This window comes from Clostridium sp. NSJ-145, assembly GCF_021044725.1.
GTDB classification, from domain to species: Bacteria; Bacillota; Clostridia; order Clostridiales; family Clostridiaceae; genus Clostridium; species Clostridium disporicum_B.
Map to the genome: position 1 here is coordinate 1 of NZ_JAJNOS010000021.1, position 20,923 is coordinate 20,923.

Consider the following 20,923-nt stretch of genomic DNA (forward strand, 5'->3'; position numbering starts at 1 on the left):
TGTTGAATAACATTATTAACTCTCGGCATAAAAAAACCTCCTAAATAGTAGTTATATTATATATTATAACCATATTTATAGAGGTTAATCAAATTTCAACAGTTTATTAAAACAAAGCCATAAATATTAATGATATTATTAAACTTATAGCTTGTGCTAAAATAGTTGCTATAGCCGCTCCTGAAGCCCCCATGTTAAATTTCCCAACTAATATAAAGTCAGAGACTATATTTACTACACATGCTATAGCAATAAAATACATAGGTGTTTTTGAATCTCCTACGCCTCTAAATATACCACTTACTGCATTATATCCTACTATAAAAGGAATCCCACAAGCACATATAAAGATATATTGTCTAGCATAGTTTATAGCTTCAGTTGGTGTATGCATTAAAGATACTGATAAATTAGTTCCAAATATCATAATTGGAGTTAAAATAGCAGCTATCATAATAAATAAAATAGTTATTGTACCAACAGCTTTCGCTGCTCCCTTATCATTTTTTTCTCCTATACAGTGACCTATTAAAACAGTTCCTCCCATAGATATTCCAAGTACGATACCTGTTATAGTTTGCATAAGTTGACTCCCTATAGCTACAGCAGAAACAGCAGCGGAATCAGCATATTGCCCTACAACAAATAAGTCAACTGCACCATATAAAGCTTGTAATAAACTTGCTAATAAAAACGGTACTGCAAACCTTAAAAGTGTTGAACCTATTGCCCCTTCAGTTAATGATAATGTTTTTTGTTTCATAAAGACCTCCGAAAATATAAATTTATAATAATTACAGCTTTCCATTATAGTAAGTTTTTTTTATTTCAAAATAGAAAGCTTATATAATTAGAAAAATTAAAAAAGCTGGATAAGAACGGATTATCTCCGCATCTTATCCAGCATATTTACCAATGTAATATATACCCTCCGATGAACACAAAGTATATTCAATTATATTAATTAATTTATCAATATAATTATTATACTAATATTTTCAAAAAAGACAAGTCTATTTTTAATATTTGAACTACTATTAATGCTTACTTTTATTAATAGCAAGCTCAAATTCTCCGTTCTAATTATTATACTTTTAAAGTCATCCTAGTACCTACTCCCCCTAAACTCTAATCATTTAATTTTAGCTTTCTAATTAATTTAATTACATATTTAAATATATGTATTAAAAATGATATTCCTGGTAAAAATATTATTGGTGATTATTATGTTTAATTTAATTTATGTTATACTAGGACTTTATTTTATTAGTCTCGTTGTAACTGTTTTAAAAGAATATTACATGAAAATGAAAAGTACTCGTACTAAAGAAAAAACTCACTTAGTTACAAAACTTTTCTCTAAGTTTAAAAATACTTTATCAGAAAAAAACAATATTTTCGTACTAAAGCATAATAAAAAAGAATTATCTGAAGACGCTATTGAATTTAATCCAATAGTCTTATCAAAAGAAAAACGTCATTTAGCATTCGAAAATGCTAAATATATGTGTGAAGAATGTGGTAGTATTGCAAATATTGATGTATATAATATTAATTCTTCTGGTTCAGATGAAAACTTAAAGGTACTTTGTAAGAAATGCTCTGAAGAATACTGTGCTAAAATGAATCTACACTACGATTAATAATAAATCAAAAAAGATTTTATTTAGTTGCAAGTGACAATTGGCAAGTTATACATGGAGATTGATTTTATTCCGTAACTTGCCACTTGTCATTTTTAATTTTTAGCTAAAAAGATTTTGTTTTAACCTTAATTTTTCTCTAAATCTACTCCAAATATAAATTTAAACTTGTGATTTTCTTCTCCTGAAATAGTAAACTCTTCATGAACAGGAGCTCCCCATGTATCATCTCCTCCAACTCCCATTTGTTCTTGTGATACACGAATTATAGTATGATATACCGGTGGTAATTCAAAACTATGCGCTGCATTTTCTATCTCATGTGGAGTATATGGTAATGCACTAAAGTTAAGATTGTCACCTTTAAATATTAAACCAAACCCATTATCTGAAAATACCTTTGCATATCTAACATCTGATTTATTTCCATACTCTTGAGGTCTTAAATATGGCACTAAGTCATTTACACACCCTTCATATATTCCTATTTTACATCCATCTTTTCTATCTGTATAATTATCACTTGGCCCTCTTCCATACCATAATACTTTATCTAAATCTGATTTTAATGTAAACATCATACCAAATTCAGGTATATTAGGAATTCCCTCAGTTCCAAAATACTCTCCTGTTATTTCTATTAATCCATCTTCTTTAACAAGATATTTTACATCTACATTTACCTTATCTAACATAGGTAGCATATGTGTATAGCACACTTCTATACCTTCTTCTAATTCTTTAAAAGATTTCATAGTAGCTTTTCCATAAAGACTAGCAATCTTCCAAATACTATTATTAAATGTCATTCCATTTGCTATATCGTTATCTACAGGAGCTCTCCAAAAGTTTAGCTTAGGTCTTTCTAAAATATATTCATTACCATCATATACATAAGAAACTAATCCACCTTTAACTCTTGAGAATAATACTCTAAAGTTTTCTCCATGTATCCCTACGTGAATATCTCCATCTACAATAGAAAGATTTCCTTTATATTCTTTTTTATCTTTTTTGACTACATAAAGTACTTGTTGCTCAAAAGCAATTTCGTAGCCTTCTTCTGCCCATATTTCATCTTTACTTAAACAGAAAGAAACTGTTAAAATATATTCTCCAATATTATTCTCTCTTACAAATGGTATCTCAATACTCTTCTCGCTCATTGGAGCTAAATCTATAATGGTAGTCTTTCTATCTATTTCTACCCCATCTCTAGTTAAAATAAAGAAACATTCATATTCATTCAGATTAGTAAATAAGTTTTTGTTTTTTATATTAATCTTATCTTCTAATATTTTTATTTTTATATTTTGATAACAATATTTAACCTCTGCCATCTTAGGAGTAACTTCTCTGTTAGCAAATACTAATCCATTTCCACAGAAATTATAATCTGTTGGTCTATCTTCAAAATCACCTCCATAAGCTAAGAACTTTTTACCATTACTATTTTCCTTTACTATAGCTTGATCTATAAAATCCCATATAAATCCACCTTGATATAAAGGATCCTCTTCCGTTAAATCTGTATATTTATATAAAGCACCTAAAGAATTTCCCATGGCATGTGCATATTCACAACATATCATTGGCTTATCTCTATTTTCCTTTAAAAATTCTTTTATATTGTGTACCTTTGTATACATTTGACTTTCAATTTGTGATGTATCATTATATCTTCTATCTTGGAATACACCTTCATAATGTACAAGTCTAGTATTATCTTTACCTTGTAAAAATTTACTCATCTTATAAATATCTTCTCCACCATAAGACTCATTTCCACAAGACCAAATCAATATAGACGGATGATTTTTATCTCGCTCATACATAGAGTTAGCTCTATCTAATAATAAAGGCACCCACTCTTCTTTATCATTTGGAAGTATATTCTTATCATTGTATTTTCTTGGACCAGTACATAAGCCCCAAGTACCATGTGACTCAAGATTTACTTCATCAATAACATATAACCCATACTCATCACATAATTCATAAAATCTTGTATTATTAGGATAATGGGAGGTTCTAACGGCATTTATGTTATTTTGCTTCATAGTTTTTAAATCCCAAATCATATCCTCTTCTGATACTACTCTTCCATTATTACAATTAAATTCATGACGGTTCACTCCATTAAATACAATTCTCTCACCATTTAACTGCATTATTCCATTCTTTAGTTCAAATCTTCTAAAGCCTACTTTTTGCATTACTGTTTCAATTACTTCACCATCTGCAATTAATAATATTTTTAGAGTATATAAGAATGGTGCTTCTGCACTCCATAAATTAGGATTATCTACTTTTATTTCTAAATCTATAGTTATCTCATTCTTAATTGATATATTATCTTTTTCTCCACTTATAATAACTTCATCATCTTTATCTAATAACTCATATTGAACTATAGCTTCTCCATTACCATTAAGTATTAAATTAGATTTCAGTATTCCATTTTTATATTTATCATCGACCTCTGCAACAACCTTTAAATCGTATACATGAACTTTAGGAACACTATATACAAATACATCCCTAAATATCCCTGAAAATCTCCAAAAATCTTGATCCTCAAGCCAACTACCTGAGCACCACTTGTATACTTGAACAGCAATTTTATTTAATCCAGACTTTAAAACTTTACTTACTTCAAATTCTGAAGATGTAAATGTATCTTCACTATACCCTATAAATTTTCCATTTATATATAAAGCAAATGAACTTTCTACGCCTTGGAATGATAAGTATATCTTATTGTTATCTTTTAAATCATCCTCTGTTAGTTCTAAAAATTTAACATAGCTTCCTACTGGATTAAAATCTTTTGGAGCTTGTCCTTCAGGAACATTTTCACATCCATCCCAAGGATATATTGTGTTTACATACTGTGGTCTGTCATATCCTTGCATTTGAATATGTCCTGGTACTTTTATCTCAGCCCATTCATCAACGTTAAAGTCTTCTTTATAAAAATTCTTTTCTACATTGTCTAAATTATCACTATAGCTAAATTTCCAATTACCATTTAAAGAATACTTAAATGTATTATATCCTTCAAAATAATGGTCTGAATGTGCCTTGCATCTATTAATTTCAAATACCTTTGGATCATTCAATATAGATATTATATCTTTCATATTAATCACCTCTCATAAAACTAGCTTTCAAAAAAAGTATACTGAATGTTTAAGTTTATTTAAATCACCTAAAATTTATACTCAATATTTTTATATTTTGTAACAATATATCAACATTAAAATATTATAAAATAAAGTGCGAGCTACTTTATTTTAACTCGCACTTTATTCTTGCTTCTATCTTAATATATTTAATAACTATTTAGAGTACTCTATAACAGTGCCTAAAGCTAGATTTATCATATTTTCAAAGGCATGTTGTCTTTCTTCTACAGTTGCTTTCTCATTAGTTAAAGCATGATCTGCAACTGTTAATAAACATGCTGCTTTCTTTCCTGCAACATTTGCATTATGTAATAACGCAAAAGACTCCATCTCTACTCCAAGACATCCGTATGTGTCTCTTATATGGTGTAATACACTTTTATCCTTTGTATAGAATGCATCAGTTGAATGTATTCTTCCTGTCTTTATATTAATATTTAATTTAGTTGAAACTTCCTTAATAAGAGTATTTAGTTCATTATTTGGATAAACAACATCTTCTTCATATCCACTATAAGTTTTTGCATAGGTGGATTGACTCCAACTACTTTCAACTAGCATTACATCATGCATATTTAACTTTTCACTATAAGCTCCAGTAGAACCTATTCTTATAATAGCTTCCACATCATATTTATTAAAAAGCTCATGAGAGTATATTCCCATTGATGGGCCTCCCATACCTGATGCCATTATAGTTACTCTTACACCTTTATAATATCCTGTAAATCCAAACATATTTCTAACTTTATTTATTTGTACCGCATCTTCTAAATAATTTTCCGCAATAAATTGTGCTCTTAAAGGGTCCCCTGGCATAAGTACAATTTTTGCAATATCTTCTCTATTAGCTTCTATATGTATAGTTCCCATTATTTCTCTCCTCCAAAAATAAAATGCAAAGCGCTTTATTAATGGGACGTTTAAAATGAAAAATGGCAAATTGATAAAAGCTTATTTAATCAGCTTCATCATTAATTTGCCATTCTCTCTTTGTCATTTATCATTAATAACAGAGCTTCGCTCTTAATATTTCTATTATGCTATTACGTTGACATTTCCTTCTGCAATAGCTTCTTTTCTTAATTCATCTTTTTCCATAGCCTTAAAGAATGGATAGTATACTGCTGTCATAAATATTACATTAAATATTGCTAAAGCAAATGCTTTCCAGTCTAATGTTAATAAGAATGCTTGGAATCCTGGTGGTAAGAATCCTGGTGCTTCATATAATGGAAGCCCAACTAATCCTGTTGACATAGCTAAGTAATTTAATCCTGCAACTATTACTGGTCCAAATACGAATGGTATAAACATAAATGGATTCATTATTAATGGTGCACCAAATATTACTGGCTCATTAATTCCAAAGAAACTTGGTATAATACCTAATTTACCTATAGCTTTAAGTGATTTAGCTTTACTTCTCATCATTAAGAAAACAAGTCCTAAAGTGATTCCTGACCCTGTAACTTGTAAGAATCCATAGTAAAATCCAAAAGTAAATACGTGTTGAGGAGCTTGTCCTGCTGCTACAGCTGCTGCATTTGCTGCACCATAGCTAATTGCGAATGCTGCCCATACACTTGATGTTATTGAAGCTCCATGTAATCCAAAGAACCATAATAATTGAGTTAAGAATATAACTAACATAACTGCTGGTAATGAGTCCATTGAAGTAATTGCTGGAGCAAGTAACTTCATTATTAGTTGTGGGAATGTTACCCCTGCTACATTCATACAGATTATTGATCCTGCAACTGCTAAAGCAAAGTTAATTACTAATGGAATTAATATTGTAAATGATTCAGCAACCATTGGTGGTACGCTATCTGGCATTTTGATTACTAACTTCTTTTCTTTACATAATCTACTTATTTCAACAACTACAATTGAAACTATCATACTTACAAATAAACCTTCAGCACCTAAAGATGATACATTCCAAATTGTTGAATTCGCAAAATCTTCAATTGATACAGATAATACTAAGTGACATACAACTGATGTTATTCCTATTAAACTTGAGTTCAAATTATATTTCTTTTGTAAACTATCTGCAATGAAAAATGCAGCATATAGAGACATTAGATTAGTTGTAAAAAATCCTGCTAAATTAAAATAATTAATATATGTATTTACGAAATTATAAAAAGCACTGTTTGGAAATAAGTTTGCAACCCCAATCGGAATTAAGCTAAAAGACCCAATTATGATTATTGGAATTACAGCTATGATACCATCTTTAATAGCTTGTAAATGCTTTTGCCCTTCAATCTTCTGAGCGATTGGCATTAAAAACTTTTCCATAAATTTAGAAAAAGCACCTTGTTTCATTATATTACCCCCTGAGTTTCCGTTAAATTTAATTTTATTATACTTACCCTACAACACGTATTCAAACAAACATTTTCCTCTCTAGTTAGGAAAAACTATTATTTAAATCCTTTTCAGTCGAATATTTCTGCTTTTTTCTTATATAATTTTCGTTATATTCTCTTTGTGCATTTTTTTATCACTAATATATTTTATTAAAACTATAAAATCTTTCAAATATTAAATAAAAATAAAAGCTATACCCTCAGATAATTAACTGATGATATAGCTCTATACTACAAAATTTAAATCTATCAATAAATATTAATTTCTATTACTCTATAAAAATTAGCTAAGTTCTGGCCAATACTCTTTATTTACTACTATAAAATCATCTAAAAGCTCTTTTGCAACTGTTGCACTTGGCACTGTTTTAGATAACATTAAAGCTTGCCATAATTTATGATATGACTTTTCAATCCATGCATCAACCACTAACTTCTCTACAGCTAATTGTTGTTCTATTAATCCTTTTTGGAATGTTGGAATATTTCCTACAGACAATGGTTCGTACCCATTCTTTCCAACAATACATGGTATTTCAACCATAGCATCATCTTGAATATTAGAAATAGCTCCATTATTTTCAACTATTAACAACATTCTTTCTTGAGTATTGTAAGCTAAAGCTGTTGCTAAATCTACTATAAACTCTGCATGAATACCTATTTGTAAACCTGAACCTTCTGAATGACCTTGTTTTTCAATTAAAGCACAAGCTCCAAAGACTTCCTTTTCTCTTCCATCAATAACTTCATTTGCACGAGTATATTCTAGGTTAGAGTGGTTTACAACATAGTCTGGGAATAAATAATATTTTAAATAACTACTTGGTATTGTAGTTAAATCAGTTTTAACTATTTCTTTAGTGAAAAGATTAGTTTCAAACCAACTGTCTTTCTTAGCAGTGCTCATTCCCTCTTCACCATTAATAAATCCATATTCTTTTATATGTTCAACAAGCTTTGGTAGTAATTCATTTCCTTCTTTATCTTTAATAGATGTATACCACCCAAAGTGATTTAAGCCGTAATATCTTATATCCATATGCTTTCTAGATTCTAAGCCAGCAATTTTAGCTATATTATGCTCCATACCTATTGGCATATCACAAATATTTATAACACGAGAATCAGGACGTAATCTTCTAACTGCCTCTGCAACTATTGATGCTGGATTTGAGTAATTTAGCATCCAACAATCTGGTGAATACTTTTCCATATAATCAATATTTTCAAGCACACCACCTATAGATCTCATTCCATAAGCAATTCCACCTGGTCCACAAGTTTCTTGTCCAACAACTCCATGTCTTAATGAAATCTTTTCATCCATTTCTCTCATTTCAAGCTTACCAACTCTTATATGAGCAAGACAGAAATCTACATCTGTATAAGCCTCTTCTGGATCTGTTGTTGCTACATATTCAATTGAAGGATCTTTTTCCTTAATTAATATTTCACAAGCCTTAGCAACCTTATTTTGTCTTTCTTCATCATTATCGTATAGCTTAATTTTTCTTAATGGAAGTCTATCTAAATTATCTAATAACATTAAAATAATTTCTGGTGTATAAGTACTTCCTCCCCCTGCTATAACAACTGAAAATTTTCTCATAGTAAATTCCTCCTTTTAACTTTTACTCTACAATTTTAAGAATATTTTTATTTTCTTCTTTACTCTGTACTTGATAAGTTAAATAAGTTCATCTACTAAATTAAGTAGACTATTGTCTAAAACTTTAAGTACCATAAGAAATTTTCTTTTCAAGTCAATTATATTTATTAAAGCTTTACATCTCAACCCATAAATTTCCTAACGCTTAGGAAAGATTAAAAGAGCAGGGAGTTATCCTCCCTGCTCTTCTTAACTAAAATTGATCTTTTCCGTAAACAAATGCGTTTTCTACTGCTTCTTCTGGCTTGTATACTTCTAAGATTTTTCCATATCTTTCTCTATAATCATTGTCAATCTTAAGTTGAGGTATTACTTTAGTTCCTTCTTCAAAGAAGTGCTTTGAACCTCTCCCCATCTCTTGACCTCTCTTAGTGTGCTTATCTAAAGCAACATCCATAACTTCAACTTTTTTACCCATTGCAAAGCTCTTAATTACTATATTCTTTAAATAATCACTTGAACGGTCTTTAGTGCTTTCTGCTAAAATTCTTGTTGCATGGATGAAGTACATTGGTTGATCTCCATCATCATATGGATAGTTCTTTCTCATTTCATTTAATGCATTAACTTGAACTGCTGCATCTAGATTACCAAATCCAATATCTTCAACAGATATAGTTAATATTCTTCTCCATAATTTATCTAATAATTGTGGTGAAGTTATATATAATTCATATGCATATTCACATGCCTCTTCTACCATTGATCTTCTTACTGCTTTTTGATAACATGAAATAATTTCATCTGCTGCAAAACCATTTCTTGTTTTTATTTCTGCCCACATACTATAACTCATAATAATTTCTCCTTGTTTTTACACTTATTTATATTTAAAGTTATTTGATATTCTTAGATAAATCAATGAACCATTGTAAAAATTCACTTTTCTCTTCTAAGTCAATCAATGATCTTAATATACATTTATTTAAAGCTACTCTTTTAAATAATTCATATAAAAGACTTAAATCATAATTTGCTTTATATGATTGTGTTGATAAAAATATAATTCTTATATTTTTTCCTTTATATGAAATAGGTTTCTTTAAAATAGCTACACTTACTAAAACCTTCTCTGAGAAAATCTTCCTTGGCCGTGGTATCATAACAAACTCTCCAATAACCGTAGGATATTCTCTTTCTCTAGACAATACATCATCTACGAATTCTTTTTCATTTAAAATATAACCTGCTTTTTTAAGCTTTTTAGCTTGTCTCATTATTATTTGATCAAAGTTATATTCTTCATCATATATATCTATCAAATCTTTATCAAAGTACTTCTTAATAATATCTTCAAATTTATTTCCTATATTAACTTTATGCATCATTTGCTTTAATCTTTTTATATCATTACTATCTGGTATACTTTCAATTACGCAGGTAGGTACTTTGACTTCTTTTTCTATATTAATAGGCGATATAATAATATCTGCATCTTCTACATATCTATAGTTATTTAATTGATTTAAAGATATTTTCCCTACAATTTCTACCTTATTGTAAAAATTATCATTAATCCAACGCTGAATTAAACTATTAATCCCCACTCTCGAATCTGTTATCATAAGAATCTTAGTTTTATAACTAAAACTATTTAAAAGTGGTTCTAGATAAATTGCTATATTAGCTACTTCATCATCTTTTGTGTACTTATTAAAATACTTATATATTATCTCAACTATTAGCATTGAAATTTCATAAGCAAACGGATATCTATTTTTAATGTCACTCTTTATAGAATTTACAAATTGATAGTCACTTTGTATACGTCGTAACATATATTCCATATACTCTAATAAATTTCCTAAAAGTTCATCACTATCATTTAAATCAACATCATATCTTTCTTTAATTGCACGAATAAAATCACTTAAAACAATATTGGTAATTTCACTTATCTCATTTTCAGAGGTTAATTTTTTAGTCCATAAAAAATTATAAATAGACTCTATATCATTTTTATTTAACTTAACTCCAGCTTCTATTAAATCCTCTATTGTTTTTAATGCTTTCTTATCTGTTAATTTATTTTTACTTTTCTGATTACAAAAACCATTGTTGCTTCTTATTTGAGCAATATATAAAAGCCAACTTAGTATAACTATATATTCTTCATCAACAAAGTTCTTTTTATCTATAAAGCACTTTTTTACTTTATCGCAAATGTAATGTAACTCTTCTAAGCTAAAGTTATCATCAAATATAATCTGCACTTCTTTTAATGATATTGTCTTTTCAAAAACACTGACACCAACTATTTTAAAAAGTAACTTTCTAATCTCTTCTTCAGATGCCTCAACAAAAACATACTCTTTTTCGTATTTTATTCCATTAAAGAAATATTGGGTTGACATACTTTCCTGTAGACTCTTAATAACTTTATATACCGTTCTTGTAGAAACAAACAATATTTCACTTAAATCATATATACTTTGTTTTCCTTCAAAAAGAATTTTACCTAATACAACGAAATCTCTATGATCATCTAAATGATAGGCTGAATTTAATCCTTTTTCGTTATTCAATATTTCCTTTAACTTTTCTATATACTCATCTTTTAAAAAATACCCACTTTTATGAGATGATGAAATAGTTATATTATCATTACTTAAAAGTGAATTTATCTGTGAAATATCATTTCTGATAGTTCTTGATGAAACCGAAAGTTTTTCTCCAATATTAGAACCAGTAATTCCTGATGTATTCTTTAGAATTATCTCTAATATATTAGTTTGCCTTTTAGTAAACATAGCGCACCTCTTAACACTTTTTATCGTATGCAAATATGCGCTAAACTCACTTTAATGATTAAATCATTTCTAATCACTTTAACTAAATTTTAATAAAGCTTTGGTAACGATTCAAATATTCTTTTTCCTATTGGTTAGGAAATTGGGCAAGCGCACTTTAAAAATTCTTATATTACATTAATTATAGTATATAAAAAAGCACATATCTTTTCAATTTTCGACAAAAAAATAAAGTGCGAAGCAAGCTTCACAGTGAAAAGTCGACTACGTCGAGGTGAAAATGCTACTATCGTAACGATGAAAATTTAACTAAAGTTAAAGTGAAAAGTATTAATATGGACACTTTTCACTATTGCTATAAGCAATATTTTCACTGTCATGTCAGTGACTTTTTCCCTTTTGACGCAGTGAAACTTTTCACTAAAGTGCTTCGCACTTTCTTTCTATTATTCGTTATTTTTAACTTTCGATGTCATAATCGGTATTGTAGTCGCTATAACTAATATGATTAATAGTATTATAGCCATCATATTTCCACCTAAAAATCCACTTGGAACTCTTGGTTTAACAATTCCTGTTACTTGTAATATTATTCCTAATAATCCTATTATAGATCCACCGGCAACAAGTCCTGATGAAAGGCTAATACCGTTAGAAACCTTAACTTCTTTCTCTTTTTCACTCTTACTCATTTTTTCTATAAATAAACGTATTAAAGCTCCTACTAAAATTATTGATGTTGTTGATATAGGTAAATAGAAACCTATTGCTATAGTCATTATAGGAAGATTTAACATAAATAAGAATAAAGCTATTACTATTCCTACTAAAATCATTGGCCAAGGTAAATTTCCTGACATAATACCTGAAGTTAAAGTAGACATTAAGTTAGCTTGAGGAAGTGCAAAAGGTGCATCAGCCCCTGTAATTCTTAATTGATCAGCAAGAACTAAAATTGTTCCTGTAACTACAACTACTCCTACTATACTAGCTAATGCAAAGTAATTTCTCATTTCTTTTCTGCTTCCACCTATTATGTAACTTACTTTTTGTGATTGGCTATATCCACCTGCTACTGATATAGCAACTACCATAAACTCTGCAAATAAAAGTAGTGACTTATTATCAGATTGACCTTTCCAACCCATTATTACAAAAACTAAAGTTAATATAACTAAAGCTGCTATTGTCATGCCTGATACAGGAAGATTAGATGTACCTATAGTTCCAGCCAATCTTCCAGAAACTATTACAAATAGCAAAGCTAATATAAGAGATACGAGAGCAGCTACTATAGCCATAGTAATACTTCCAGAAATAAAGAAACCTGCTACAAAAGCTAGAGCAATTCCTACTAAAAGTATTATCATCTCACCAGAGTTTTTTTCTCCACCAGAATTAGATTTAGCTTTTAAAGTTTCTTTTAATGATACAACTATAGTTGGTATAAGTTTAATTGCTCCGATAATTCCACCACAAAGCATCATACCTGCACCAATGTATTTAACATATCCTCCTGAAATTGCATTAACATCCATCTGATTAATAGCAACAGTTGTATCATTCCATGAAGTCATTCCTTCTGATGCCATATCACTAAAGTATCCAATTAAAGGAGCAACACCAAAGTTAGCTAGTATTGATCCTGCAAACATAGTTAAAGATACTTCTAAGCCAACTATAAATCCAATTCCTAATAAAAGAGGATTTACTTCTGTTGAGAACTTCCATTTATAAAATTTACTTCCTAAGAAAGTCATTGTATTATTAACTACATTTAAGAAAGAACTAGTTAAAACATTTATAATTCCGCTTATTCCAAAACCTATTCCCATAAACTTTATTGCATCTCCACCTGTTTCTGAAGCAACAAGTGTCTCTGAAATAGCTAAAGATTCAGGGTACATAAGCTGACCATGTTCTTCTACAATTAAGTAATTATAAACTAATGAAGTAGCTCCTATTCCAAATAAAGCTCCTGCAACGCTTACACTTACTCCTTCTAAGAAGCTAACATTACTTCCTATTAATATAACTGCTGGTAATACATAAATCATCCCACTTGCTATAGATTCTCCACCACTAGACATACCTTGAATAATATTTTTTCCAAGGATTCCTTTCTTTTTAGCAAAGACTCCTACAAGCATTGAACCAATTATAGCTCCTGGAATTCCTGCAGCAACTGTTAATCCTGATTTCATACCAGAATAAGCTGTAGATGCTGCAAATACGGCAGCTAAGACAACTCCAATTATCATTACTGCCACGTTTACTCCTTTTTTAGACTTATCAGTTACAAATGGAACATAATCTTTTCCATGTACTCCACCGTAAGCCTCTTTAGGTAACTTGTTTTTCATAATAATCCCTTTCCTTTACTGTCTTAAATTCACTAAAATAGTTTTTAGATATAATGCTACATTTTTCTACACATTATTTAGTATTTGTAAAAAAATTTATTTTATAATGAATTTATTTTTGAAAGGTAGTTAAACTAATTATGAATTCAAAAAACATCTCATTAAACTTAATATTTTTTATATAAAAATATTAAAAGGGCGATTATATAATCGCCCTTAATACATTTTTATACTTTCTAATGATTCTTCATAGTTTAATATTACTGTAATGTATTTACTATATTCTATATCCTGAATTTCACACTTGCATCCATAGGCCTTTTCTATTTTTCCAGTATAGTTTTTTAAATCACTAACACTTCCCCCAATAGCCACTTCTACAAGTATAACTATTGCATTACCATCTTTATAGTAACGCTTTATTCTATATTTATCTAATCCTAGTTTGTCCCATCTTCTAAATACTATTAGCAATTTCCTTTTTAAATAATCTACTCCACCTATAACTGCTATACCACTACCTAAAATCAATCCTAAATTTAATAACCCCATATTTACCTCCATACTATATAGAACTTAACTCTATATAACATCGATATGAAATATTGAATTGTATTATTCACACTCTAATAACTTAATCCATATCCAAAAGTATAAGTAAATCTAATACTATAAAGAACTAACTAAATATTAAAATATCTTTTAAACGCCTTGGCAATCCCATCATTATCTACAGTATCTGTTACATCATGTGCAATTTTCTTACTCATTTATTTTCATCCCCACCTATAATTTTTAAATATAATTTTTTCATATTATACTTATTTATAATATAGCATACAAAATTTACATATTATTTCTTAATTTGAAAATCTTCATATAATCCCTTTAAATTTATCTATAAAGCCCTTTAAATCTATGATAATAATAAACCCATAATCTATTACTAAAATAGATTAAGCCCAAGTATTAGCTATACTAACACTTAGGCTTATTAAGTAAACTATATTAAATCTTCTCCATTACTTTCTATAACTTTTTTGTACCAATTAAAACTTTTCTTTTTATAACGCTTTAATGTTCCATTTCCTAAATCATCTCTATCAACATAAATAAATCCATAACGCTTTGACATCTCACCAGTTGATGCACTAATTAAATCTATACATCCCCAAGCTGTGTATCCCATTAACTCAACACCATCTATATCAATGGCATCCTTCATAGCCTTAATGTGCTCTCTTAAATATTCAATTCTATAATCATCATAAACAGTGCCATCTACTAATTCATCTTTAGCACCTAATCCATTTTCTACAATGAACATTGGCTTTTGATAACGGTCATAAATACTATTTAAATTTATTCTTAATCCTAGTGGGTCAATTTGCCATCCCCATTCACTTGCTTTTAAATAAGGATTTCTTAATGTTGGGAATACATTTCCTTCTGTATATTTATTAACTTCAGGATCAGCACTAGTAAGTCTTGAAGAATAATAACTAAATGATACAAAATCTACTGTATTTTCTTTAAGAAGTTGTAAATCCCCCTCTTCAAGTGGTAGAACTACACCTTTTCTTTCCATTTCCTTTAATGCATATCTTGGATAATATCCTCTTGCTTGAACATCTATAAAGAAATAGTTTTCTCTATCCTTATTCATAGATTTCCATATATCATTTGGATTTGGTGTATTAGGATAAGTATTTCCAGCTGCTAACATACAACCTATTTTCATATCTGGATCAACTTCATGAGCTATCTTAGTTGCTAAAGCACTTGCAACTAATTGATGATGAGCTGCTGTAAATAGTAATTGGTCCTTATTTTCACCTTCCTCTAATAAAATACCTGCTCCTGTAAAAGGTAAATGTAATAACATATTTATTTCATTAAATGTAAGCCAATATTTTACTAATCCTTTATAACGATTAAATAATACAGTTACTAATCTTTCATAGAAAGTAACCATCTTCCTACTTCTCCATCCCCCATAAACTTTTGTTAAATGGATAGGACAATCAAAATGCGTAATTGTAACTAATGGCTCTATATTATATTTCTTACATTCTTTGAATACATTTTCATAAAATTGTAACCCTAATTCATTAGGTTCAGTTTCATCACCATTCGGAAAAATTCTTGACCATCCAATGGACATTCTAAAAACTTTAAATCCCATTTCAGCAAATAGTTTTATATCTTCCTTATAATTATGATAAAAATCGATAGCTTCTAAAGCTGGATAGTAATATCCTTCTTCAAGTTCTAACATATGTCTATCACCTTTTGATACTAAGAAACGTTCTCTTCCATGAGGCTGTACATCAACATTTGCTAAACCTCTTCCATCTAAATCATATGCTCCTTCACATTGGTTAGCTGCAGTAGCTCCACCCCATAAAAAATCACTTGGAAATCCCATCTTAAGCTTCCTCCTCTTTCACTGTAACTGTAGCAATAGTTACAACTTGTCTATTATATAAATCTTTTTCTGCTATATCTAACATAGCTGTTGCTAAATCTTCATAAGTTACATAACTATTTCCATCTTCGTTGTAGATAATTTCTTCATCAGTTCCTACAATGTAGTTATTAGTATGTGGACCTTCTAAATCAAACTTTCTTGAAGGACAAACCGCTGTCCAATTTAAGTCAGTTCTTTCTTTTATCTTATCTACACCTAATCTAATATTTCTTGATATACCAGCTAAGGTTGCTGAATATCCTGGTACTTCGTATTCTCTCATACTGTGAGTTGAATCAGTATAAAGACTTCCTGCACCTGCAATTGCAATTATCTTTTTATTAGTTCCATCTAATAATTCAATGTATTTTTCATAAGCTTCCTTATTTATTACTGGATCTGCCTTAAATCCACCACCAAAAGCACTTATAATAACCTCAGCTTCACCTAAATCCTCTTGAGTCATTTCAAATAAATTCTTATCTACAACCTCAGTTCCTTCACAGTTTCCATTGCTCATATATGCAATTGACTTTACTTCATGCCCTCTATTTAAAGCCTGCTTTACTACTCTGCTTCCTAAATTCCCATTAGCACCTATCACTACTAATTTCATATTTTTCTACCTCTCTTCCTCAACAGCACTTAATTCAAAAATAACTGGTCTTAATCCATCTGTACAACAAGCTATATGTACATCATCAAATCCTAAAACCTTTCCACCACCAATTAATACATTTACTGGCATCACTAGTGCTTGCCAAGCCATATGACAAAAGCCTGCTGGAATATCATTACCAAATATACCTGTTGTATAAAATTCTTGTCCCTCTTTTAATACTGGGCAAGAAGTATAGTTATCATCATGTCCATATTGTTTTGCTAATTCTTTATTACATGTAGCTTTTAATACTTTTATTTTTACTTTTCTCATAATACCTCCCAAAACTTTTAATATCATTTCTTAATTAAACTATACCCTAGAAATACAATAAAAGAAGTAAAGTTCACAAATCGTGAACTTTACTTCTTTATATGCTTTAATCTATTTGCAATAACTTTTACCATAAACATAGTTAACATATCATTTATAGCTTTATCCTTTGATGGTATTACAACAATATTATCTATTGTATTTGTATCTATATTACTATTACAAGTAAGAAGCCATTTCTTCTGCTTTAAGCTATTTATTTTATTAATCAATCTTCTATCATGCTTAAATATATTTCCATTAGCACTTATTAGTAGTATTATAGCCTTTTCTTCAACTAACGCCTCACGAGTAAAGTCAGTATCAGCAATCATTACAGGTTTATTCATATAATCCAAATAAAACTGAAGACTTTCACATACATTCTTCGAAGCACCATGCCCTACTGCTACAACACAAGAACATTTCTCTATATCTTCAATTAAACTATCCAATGCTTCATAATCTATTTTATTAGCTGCATTTCTAAAAGCATTAGTAATTAAATCCATGGTTTTAATTACATTTTCTCTTAAATTGTTTGATTTATACTCTGTAGTTGGCATATATTTTATTAAATCACAATGAATTTCACAATCATATTTAAAATCCTTAAAGGTTTCATATCCTAACTTTTTTGTAAACTTACTAATCATTGATTTAGAAACAAAGCACCCTTCAGCTATTTCATCTATAGACATATTCTGAATTTCTAAAATATTATCTTTTATATATTTACATATAGAATGATAAGTGTCATTAGTATAAGTTGTATTTAATATATTATTAATTTTATTCATTAACATAATTCCCCACATCATTAATGATTATATCATAATGCATGAAAAGTTTACTTATAAAAACAAAGTGCCAATCTTACTGACGATTGACACTTTATTCTTATAGATATTTTATTTAAAGTTTATAAGTGGTAGCTTGTTTTTATTTTATTACTTTTTGCTATATCCTTTATCCCTGAAGAATCATACCCTAATGCCATAGCTGCAACTGGAAAATATTCATCTGCTAACCCAAGCTTTTTACAAAATTCCAGATCATTTTTTACTGCTTCGATAGCTCCTAAAAGATATACACTTTGAATTCTTAAATTCGTAGCCATTAAAATCATATTTTCTATAATACAGCTGGCATTACAGTAATGAACTAATTCATTTTCACATTTCTTTGCACTTACTAATAAAATTGTATTAGCAGAATATGTTGGATGTTTAATTTCTCCACCAAAGAAAGTAGAACCTACCTTATCAAATTCATTTAGTAAATCTTTATTTTCAATAACTGTAATCAAAAGTTGGTCATACTGCCCTTTACCTACAGGTGCTAAATATCCACTTTTTAAAATTAGCTCTAAATCTTCTCTAGATATTTTTTTATCACTAAATGAACGGCAAGAGTATCTCTTAGACATAATATCTATTAATTCCATATGTCCTCCACTTAATTTAATACTGTAATGATGTTGTCACCAAACTTAGCTTCTTCAATATCCTTTGGTACTACATCTAAATAATTTGCTGTGTTAGTTATAATAATTGGTGTTGTAATTCCACAACCTGCTGCTTTAATTTCTTCTATATCAAATGTTACTAATAAATCCCCTTTTTTAACATGATCGCCTTGTTTAACTTTTGCAGTAAATGGCTTTCCATTTAACTTAACTGTATCAAATCCTATGTGAATTAACATTTCTATTCCATTATCACCTGTTATTCCAATAGCATGTAATGTTGGGAATAATGTTGTTATTTCTCCATCAAAAGGCGCCTTTAATTCACCAACTGTTGGAATAATAGCTACCCCACTACCTAAAAGTCCACCTGCAAATGCTTCATCTTCAACCTTGCTTAAAGCAATAACTTTTCCTTGAATTGGTGCTGAAATATTTTCTTCACCGTTTAATTCTTTCTTTCCTATAACTTCTTCTTTTACTTTTTCATCTTTAAATGTAAGCATTGTAGCAACAAATGAGAATCCCATAGATATTGCTAAAGAAATTCCTACATGAACTAAAATTCTTCCTGTGTCTCCACCTACTTGAATGAATCCTGGAATAGCGAATATCCCCATTCCAGCCATTTGCCAATGTAATATTCCAACTGCTCCTATATAAGCTCCCCCTAAAGCACCACCTATACAAGAAATAACGAATTGCTTAACCCTTGGTAATGTTACACCGTATATAGCTGGTTCTGTAACACCAAATATGCCTGAAATCCATGCTGGTAATGCAATTGATTTTAACTTTTTATTCTTTGTCTTTAGCCAAATTGCAAATACTGTTGCTGTTTGAGCAAATGAAACTGTAAAAATTAATGCAAAAATTGGTGTTGGGTTACCTGACATTAATGTAATAATTGCTGTAATAGCGAAAATTGTATGAACTCCAAACATTATCATTACTTGCCATAATCCACCTAGTACTAAACCTGCAACTATTGGACTAAATGAATAAATACTCATAATTACGTTTAATAGCCAGTCTGCAATAGCGTTAGCTGCTGGTCCTATAGCTAAAAATCCTAATGGTGCACATATAACAATAACAATTAATGGTGTAAAGAAAGTCTTTACTACATCTGGTATTACTTTGTTTAACTTTTTATATAAGAACGCTGCAACAATATTAGTTACGATAATTGGTAATACTGTTCCCGTATAACTTACATTAATAATACGTCCAAAAATATCTAAATCTACATTTTGTAAACCTGGATACATTAATGCTGCTCCAATTGCTAAACCAACCATAGGGTCCATTCCAAATTTATTAGCTGACGTATATCCGATTACTACTGGCATAAATAAGAATAGTGCATCCGAAATATTATATATTAATGTATAAATGCCTGTTGTATCACTCATCCAACCTAAGAATACTGCTAAAGCTAAGAATCCCTTAAGCATACCTACTGCAGTCATTACTGCTATTGATGGCATAAATATTCCTGTTATTGTATCAAAAATTTTATCTTTAAATGAAATCTTCGGTCCATCTTGTGATGGTGCTCCTCCTGATATTCCTGCTTGAGCACATACCTCTTTATAAACATCTGGTACATGGTTACCTATAACTACTTGATATTGTCCAGCTGATTTTATTACTGTAACAACTCCATCCATATTTTTAAGTACATCATCATTTGCTTTTGACTCATCATTTAATACAAATCTTAATCTTGTTACGCAATGTGATAAGCTATTTATATTTCCTTTTCCACCGACATTTTTAATTATGTCTTTAACTAAACCTTCATATTTCCCCATAATTTCCTCCTAATTTTAACGATATATTTTTGTGTTAAGTACCTTTAACTATTTTCCATGCTTAAAATATATCACGCTATGAATACGTTTTTATAAAAGTTTCCTTTTTAGAAACTTAGTGATTTTAACTCTATTTCTTTCTAATATCTTTTTATTACTTACATGAAGTCTTATATAATTAATCAAAAAAGTTGTATC

16 protein-coding genes are annotated in these 20,923 nt (G+C 29.3%); 1 reads left to right on the top strand and 15 read right to left on the bottom strand.

Going from position 1 to position 20,923, the window contains the following annotated elements; translation table 11 throughout:
- Positions 1-106 precede the first annotated feature (106 nt).
- On the bottom strand, positions 107-763 hold the full coding sequence (locus LQE93_RS15050; RefSeq protein ID WP_231074270.1) for an MATE family efflux transporter: 657 nt from the start codon (positions 761-763) through the stop codon (positions 107-109).
- 463 nt (positions 764-1,226) lie between these two features.
- On the opposite strand from LQE93_RS15050, the gene LQE93_RS15055 reads away from it, so the two are divergent.
- Complete coding sequence (locus LQE93_RS15055; protein ID WP_231074272.1) at positions 1,227-1,643, top strand: hypothetical protein; 417 nt, start codon at positions 1,227-1,229, stop codon at positions 1,641-1,643.
- A gap of 128 nt (positions 1,644-1,771) precedes the next feature.
- On the opposite strand, the gene LQE93_RS15060 is transcribed toward LQE93_RS15055, so the two are convergent.
- From LQE93_RS15060 to LQE93_RS15125, 14 genes are all read right to left on the bottom strand, one after another.
- A complete protein-coding gene (locus tag LQE93_RS15060) occupies positions 1,772-4,786 on the bottom strand; it encodes a glycoside hydrolase family 2 TIM barrel-domain containing protein (protein WP_231074273.1) in 3,015 nt (1,004 codons plus the stop codon).
- 198 nt (positions 4,787-4,984) lie between these two features.
- Positions 4,985-5,704, bottom strand: coding sequence for a purine-nucleoside phosphorylase (deoD, locus tag LQE93_RS15065; RefSeq protein WP_231074274.1), 720 nt, complete (start codon positions 5,702-5,704; stop codon positions 4,985-4,987).
- 165 nt (positions 5,705-5,869) lie between these two features.
- A complete protein-coding gene (locus LQE93_RS15070; RefSeq protein WP_055266201.1) occupies positions 5,870-7,168 on the bottom strand; it encodes a PTS sugar transporter subunit IIC in 1,299 nt (432 codons plus the stop codon).
- 327 nt (positions 7,169-7,495) lie between these two features.
- The gene (locus LQE93_RS15075; RefSeq protein ID WP_231074276.1) at positions 7,496-8,824 is read right to left on the bottom strand and encodes a 6-phospho-alpha-glucosidase; all 1,329 of its coding nucleotides are present in this window, start codon (positions 8,822-8,824) and stop codon (positions 7,496-7,498) included.
- A gap of 253 nt (positions 8,825-9,077) precedes the next feature.
- The gene (locus LQE93_RS15080) at positions 9,078-9,680 is read right to left on the bottom strand and encodes a hypothetical protein (protein WP_055266205.1); all 603 of its coding nucleotides are present in this window, start codon (positions 9,678-9,680) and stop codon (positions 9,078-9,080) included.
- Positions 9,681-9,720: 40 nt separating this feature from the next.
- Entirely contained in the window at positions 9,721-11,634 is a 1,914-nt protein-coding gene (locus LQE93_RS15085; RefSeq protein ID WP_231074277.1) for a BglG family transcription antiterminator, read from the bottom strand.
- Positions 11,635-12,080: 446 nt separating this feature from the next.
- Positions 12,081-13,997, bottom strand: a complete 1,917-nt coding sequence (locus LQE93_RS15090) for an OPT family oligopeptide transporter (protein ID WP_231074279.1) — start codon at positions 13,995-13,997, stop codon at positions 12,081-12,083.
- 216 nt (positions 13,998-14,213) lie between these two features.
- Positions 14,214-14,549 carry a hypothetical protein gene (locus tag LQE93_RS15095; RefSeq protein WP_055266212.1) on the bottom strand — a complete coding sequence of 112 codons (336 nt, stop codon included), beginning with the start codon at positions 14,547-14,549 and terminating at the stop codon, positions 14,214-14,216.
- A gap of 451 nt (positions 14,550-15,000) precedes the next feature.
- On the bottom strand, positions 15,001-16,425 hold the full coding sequence (locus LQE93_RS15100; protein WP_231074280.1) for a 6-phospho-beta-glucosidase: 1,425 nt from the start codon (positions 16,423-16,425) through the stop codon (positions 15,001-15,003).
- Position 16,426: 1 nt separating this feature from the next.
- On the bottom strand, positions 16,427-17,083 hold the full coding sequence (locus tag LQE93_RS15105; protein ID WP_186839113.1) for an NAD(P)-dependent oxidoreductase: 657 nt from the start codon (positions 17,081-17,083) through the stop codon (positions 16,427-16,429).
- A 6-nt stretch (positions 17,084-17,089) separates the two neighbouring features.
- Entirely contained in the window at positions 17,090-17,401 is a 312-nt protein-coding gene (locus LQE93_RS15110; protein ID WP_231074282.1) for a TIGR04076 family protein, read from the bottom strand.
- Between the two features lie 89 nt (positions 17,402-17,490).
- Complete coding sequence (locus tag LQE93_RS15115; RefSeq protein WP_231074284.1) at positions 17,491-18,240, bottom strand: MurR/RpiR family transcriptional regulator; 750 nt, start codon at positions 18,238-18,240, stop codon at positions 17,491-17,493.
- Between the two features lie 122 nt (positions 18,241-18,362).
- A complete protein-coding gene (locus LQE93_RS15120) occupies positions 18,363-18,887 on the bottom strand; it encodes a nitroreductase family protein (RefSeq protein ID WP_186839110.1) in 525 nt (174 codons plus the stop codon).
- An 11-nt stretch (positions 18,888-18,898) separates the two neighbouring features.
- Positions 18,899-20,725 carry a beta-glucoside-specific PTS transporter subunit IIABC gene (locus LQE93_RS15125; protein ID WP_055266226.1) on the bottom strand — a complete coding sequence of 609 codons (1,827 nt, stop codon included), beginning with the start codon at positions 20,723-20,725 and terminating at the stop codon, positions 18,899-18,901.
- Positions 20,726-20,923 lie beyond the last annotated feature (198 nt).

What these genes read in the sequence shown, in the direction of transcription:
- LQE93_RS15050 (WP_231074270.1), bottom strand. Translation starts at nt 763, where the DNA reads ATGAAACAAAAAACATTATCATTAACTGAAGGGGCAATAGGTTCAACA.
- LQE93_RS15055 (WP_231074272.1), top strand. Translation starts at nt 1,227, where the DNA reads ATGTTTAATTTAATTTATGTTATACTAGGACTTTATTTTATTAGTCTC.
- LQE93_RS15060 (WP_231074273.1), bottom strand. Translation starts at nt 4,786, where the DNA reads ATGAAAGATATAATATCTATATTGAATGATCCAAAGGTATTTGAAATT.
- deoD (WP_231074274.1), bottom strand. Translation starts at nt 5,704, where the DNA reads ATGGGAACTATACATATAGAAGCTAATAGAGAAGATATTGCAAAAATT.
- LQE93_RS15070 (WP_055266201.1), bottom strand. Translation starts at nt 7,168, where the DNA reads ATGAAACAAGGTGCTTTTTCTAAATTTATGGAAAAGTTTTTAATGCCA.
- LQE93_RS15075 (WP_231074276.1), bottom strand. Translation starts at nt 8,824, where the DNA reads ATGAGAAAATTTTCAGTTGTTATAGCAGGGGGAGGAAGTACTTATACA.
- LQE93_RS15080 (WP_055266205.1), bottom strand. Translation starts at nt 9,680, where the DNA reads ATGAGTTATAGTATGTGGGCAGAAATAAAAACAAGAAATGGTTTTGCA.
- LQE93_RS15085 (WP_231074277.1), bottom strand. Translation starts at nt 11,634, where the DNA reads ATGTTTACTAAAAGGCAAACTAATATATTAGAGATAATTCTAAAGAAT.
- LQE93_RS15090 (WP_231074279.1), bottom strand. Translation starts at nt 13,997, where the DNA reads ATGAAAAACAAGTTACCTAAAGAGGCTTACGGTGGAGTACATGGAAAA.
- LQE93_RS15095 (WP_055266212.1), bottom strand. Translation starts at nt 14,549, where the DNA reads ATGGGGTTATTAAATTTAGGATTGATTTTAGGTAGTGGTATAGCAGTT.
- LQE93_RS15100 (WP_231074280.1), bottom strand. Translation starts at nt 16,425, where the DNA reads ATGGGATTTCCAAGTGATTTTTTATGGGGTGGAGCTACTGCAGCTAAC.
- LQE93_RS15105 (WP_186839113.1), bottom strand. Translation starts at nt 17,083, where the DNA reads ATGAAATTAGTAGTGATAGGTGCTAATGGGAATTTAGGAAGCAGAGTA.
- LQE93_RS15110 (WP_231074282.1), bottom strand. Translation starts at nt 17,401, where the DNA reads ATGAGAAAAGTAAAAATAAAAGTATTAAAAGCTACATGTAATAAAGAA.
- LQE93_RS15115 (WP_231074284.1), bottom strand. Translation starts at nt 18,240, where the DNA reads ATGAATAAAATTAATAATATATTAAATACAACTTATACTAATGACACT.
- LQE93_RS15120 (WP_186839110.1), bottom strand. Translation starts at nt 18,887, where the DNA reads ATGGAATTAATAGATATTATGTCTAAGAGATACTCTTGCCGTTCATTT.
- LQE93_RS15125 (WP_055266226.1), bottom strand. Translation starts at nt 20,725, where the DNA reads ATGGGGAAATATGAAGGTTTAGTTAAAGACATAATTAAAAATGTCGGT.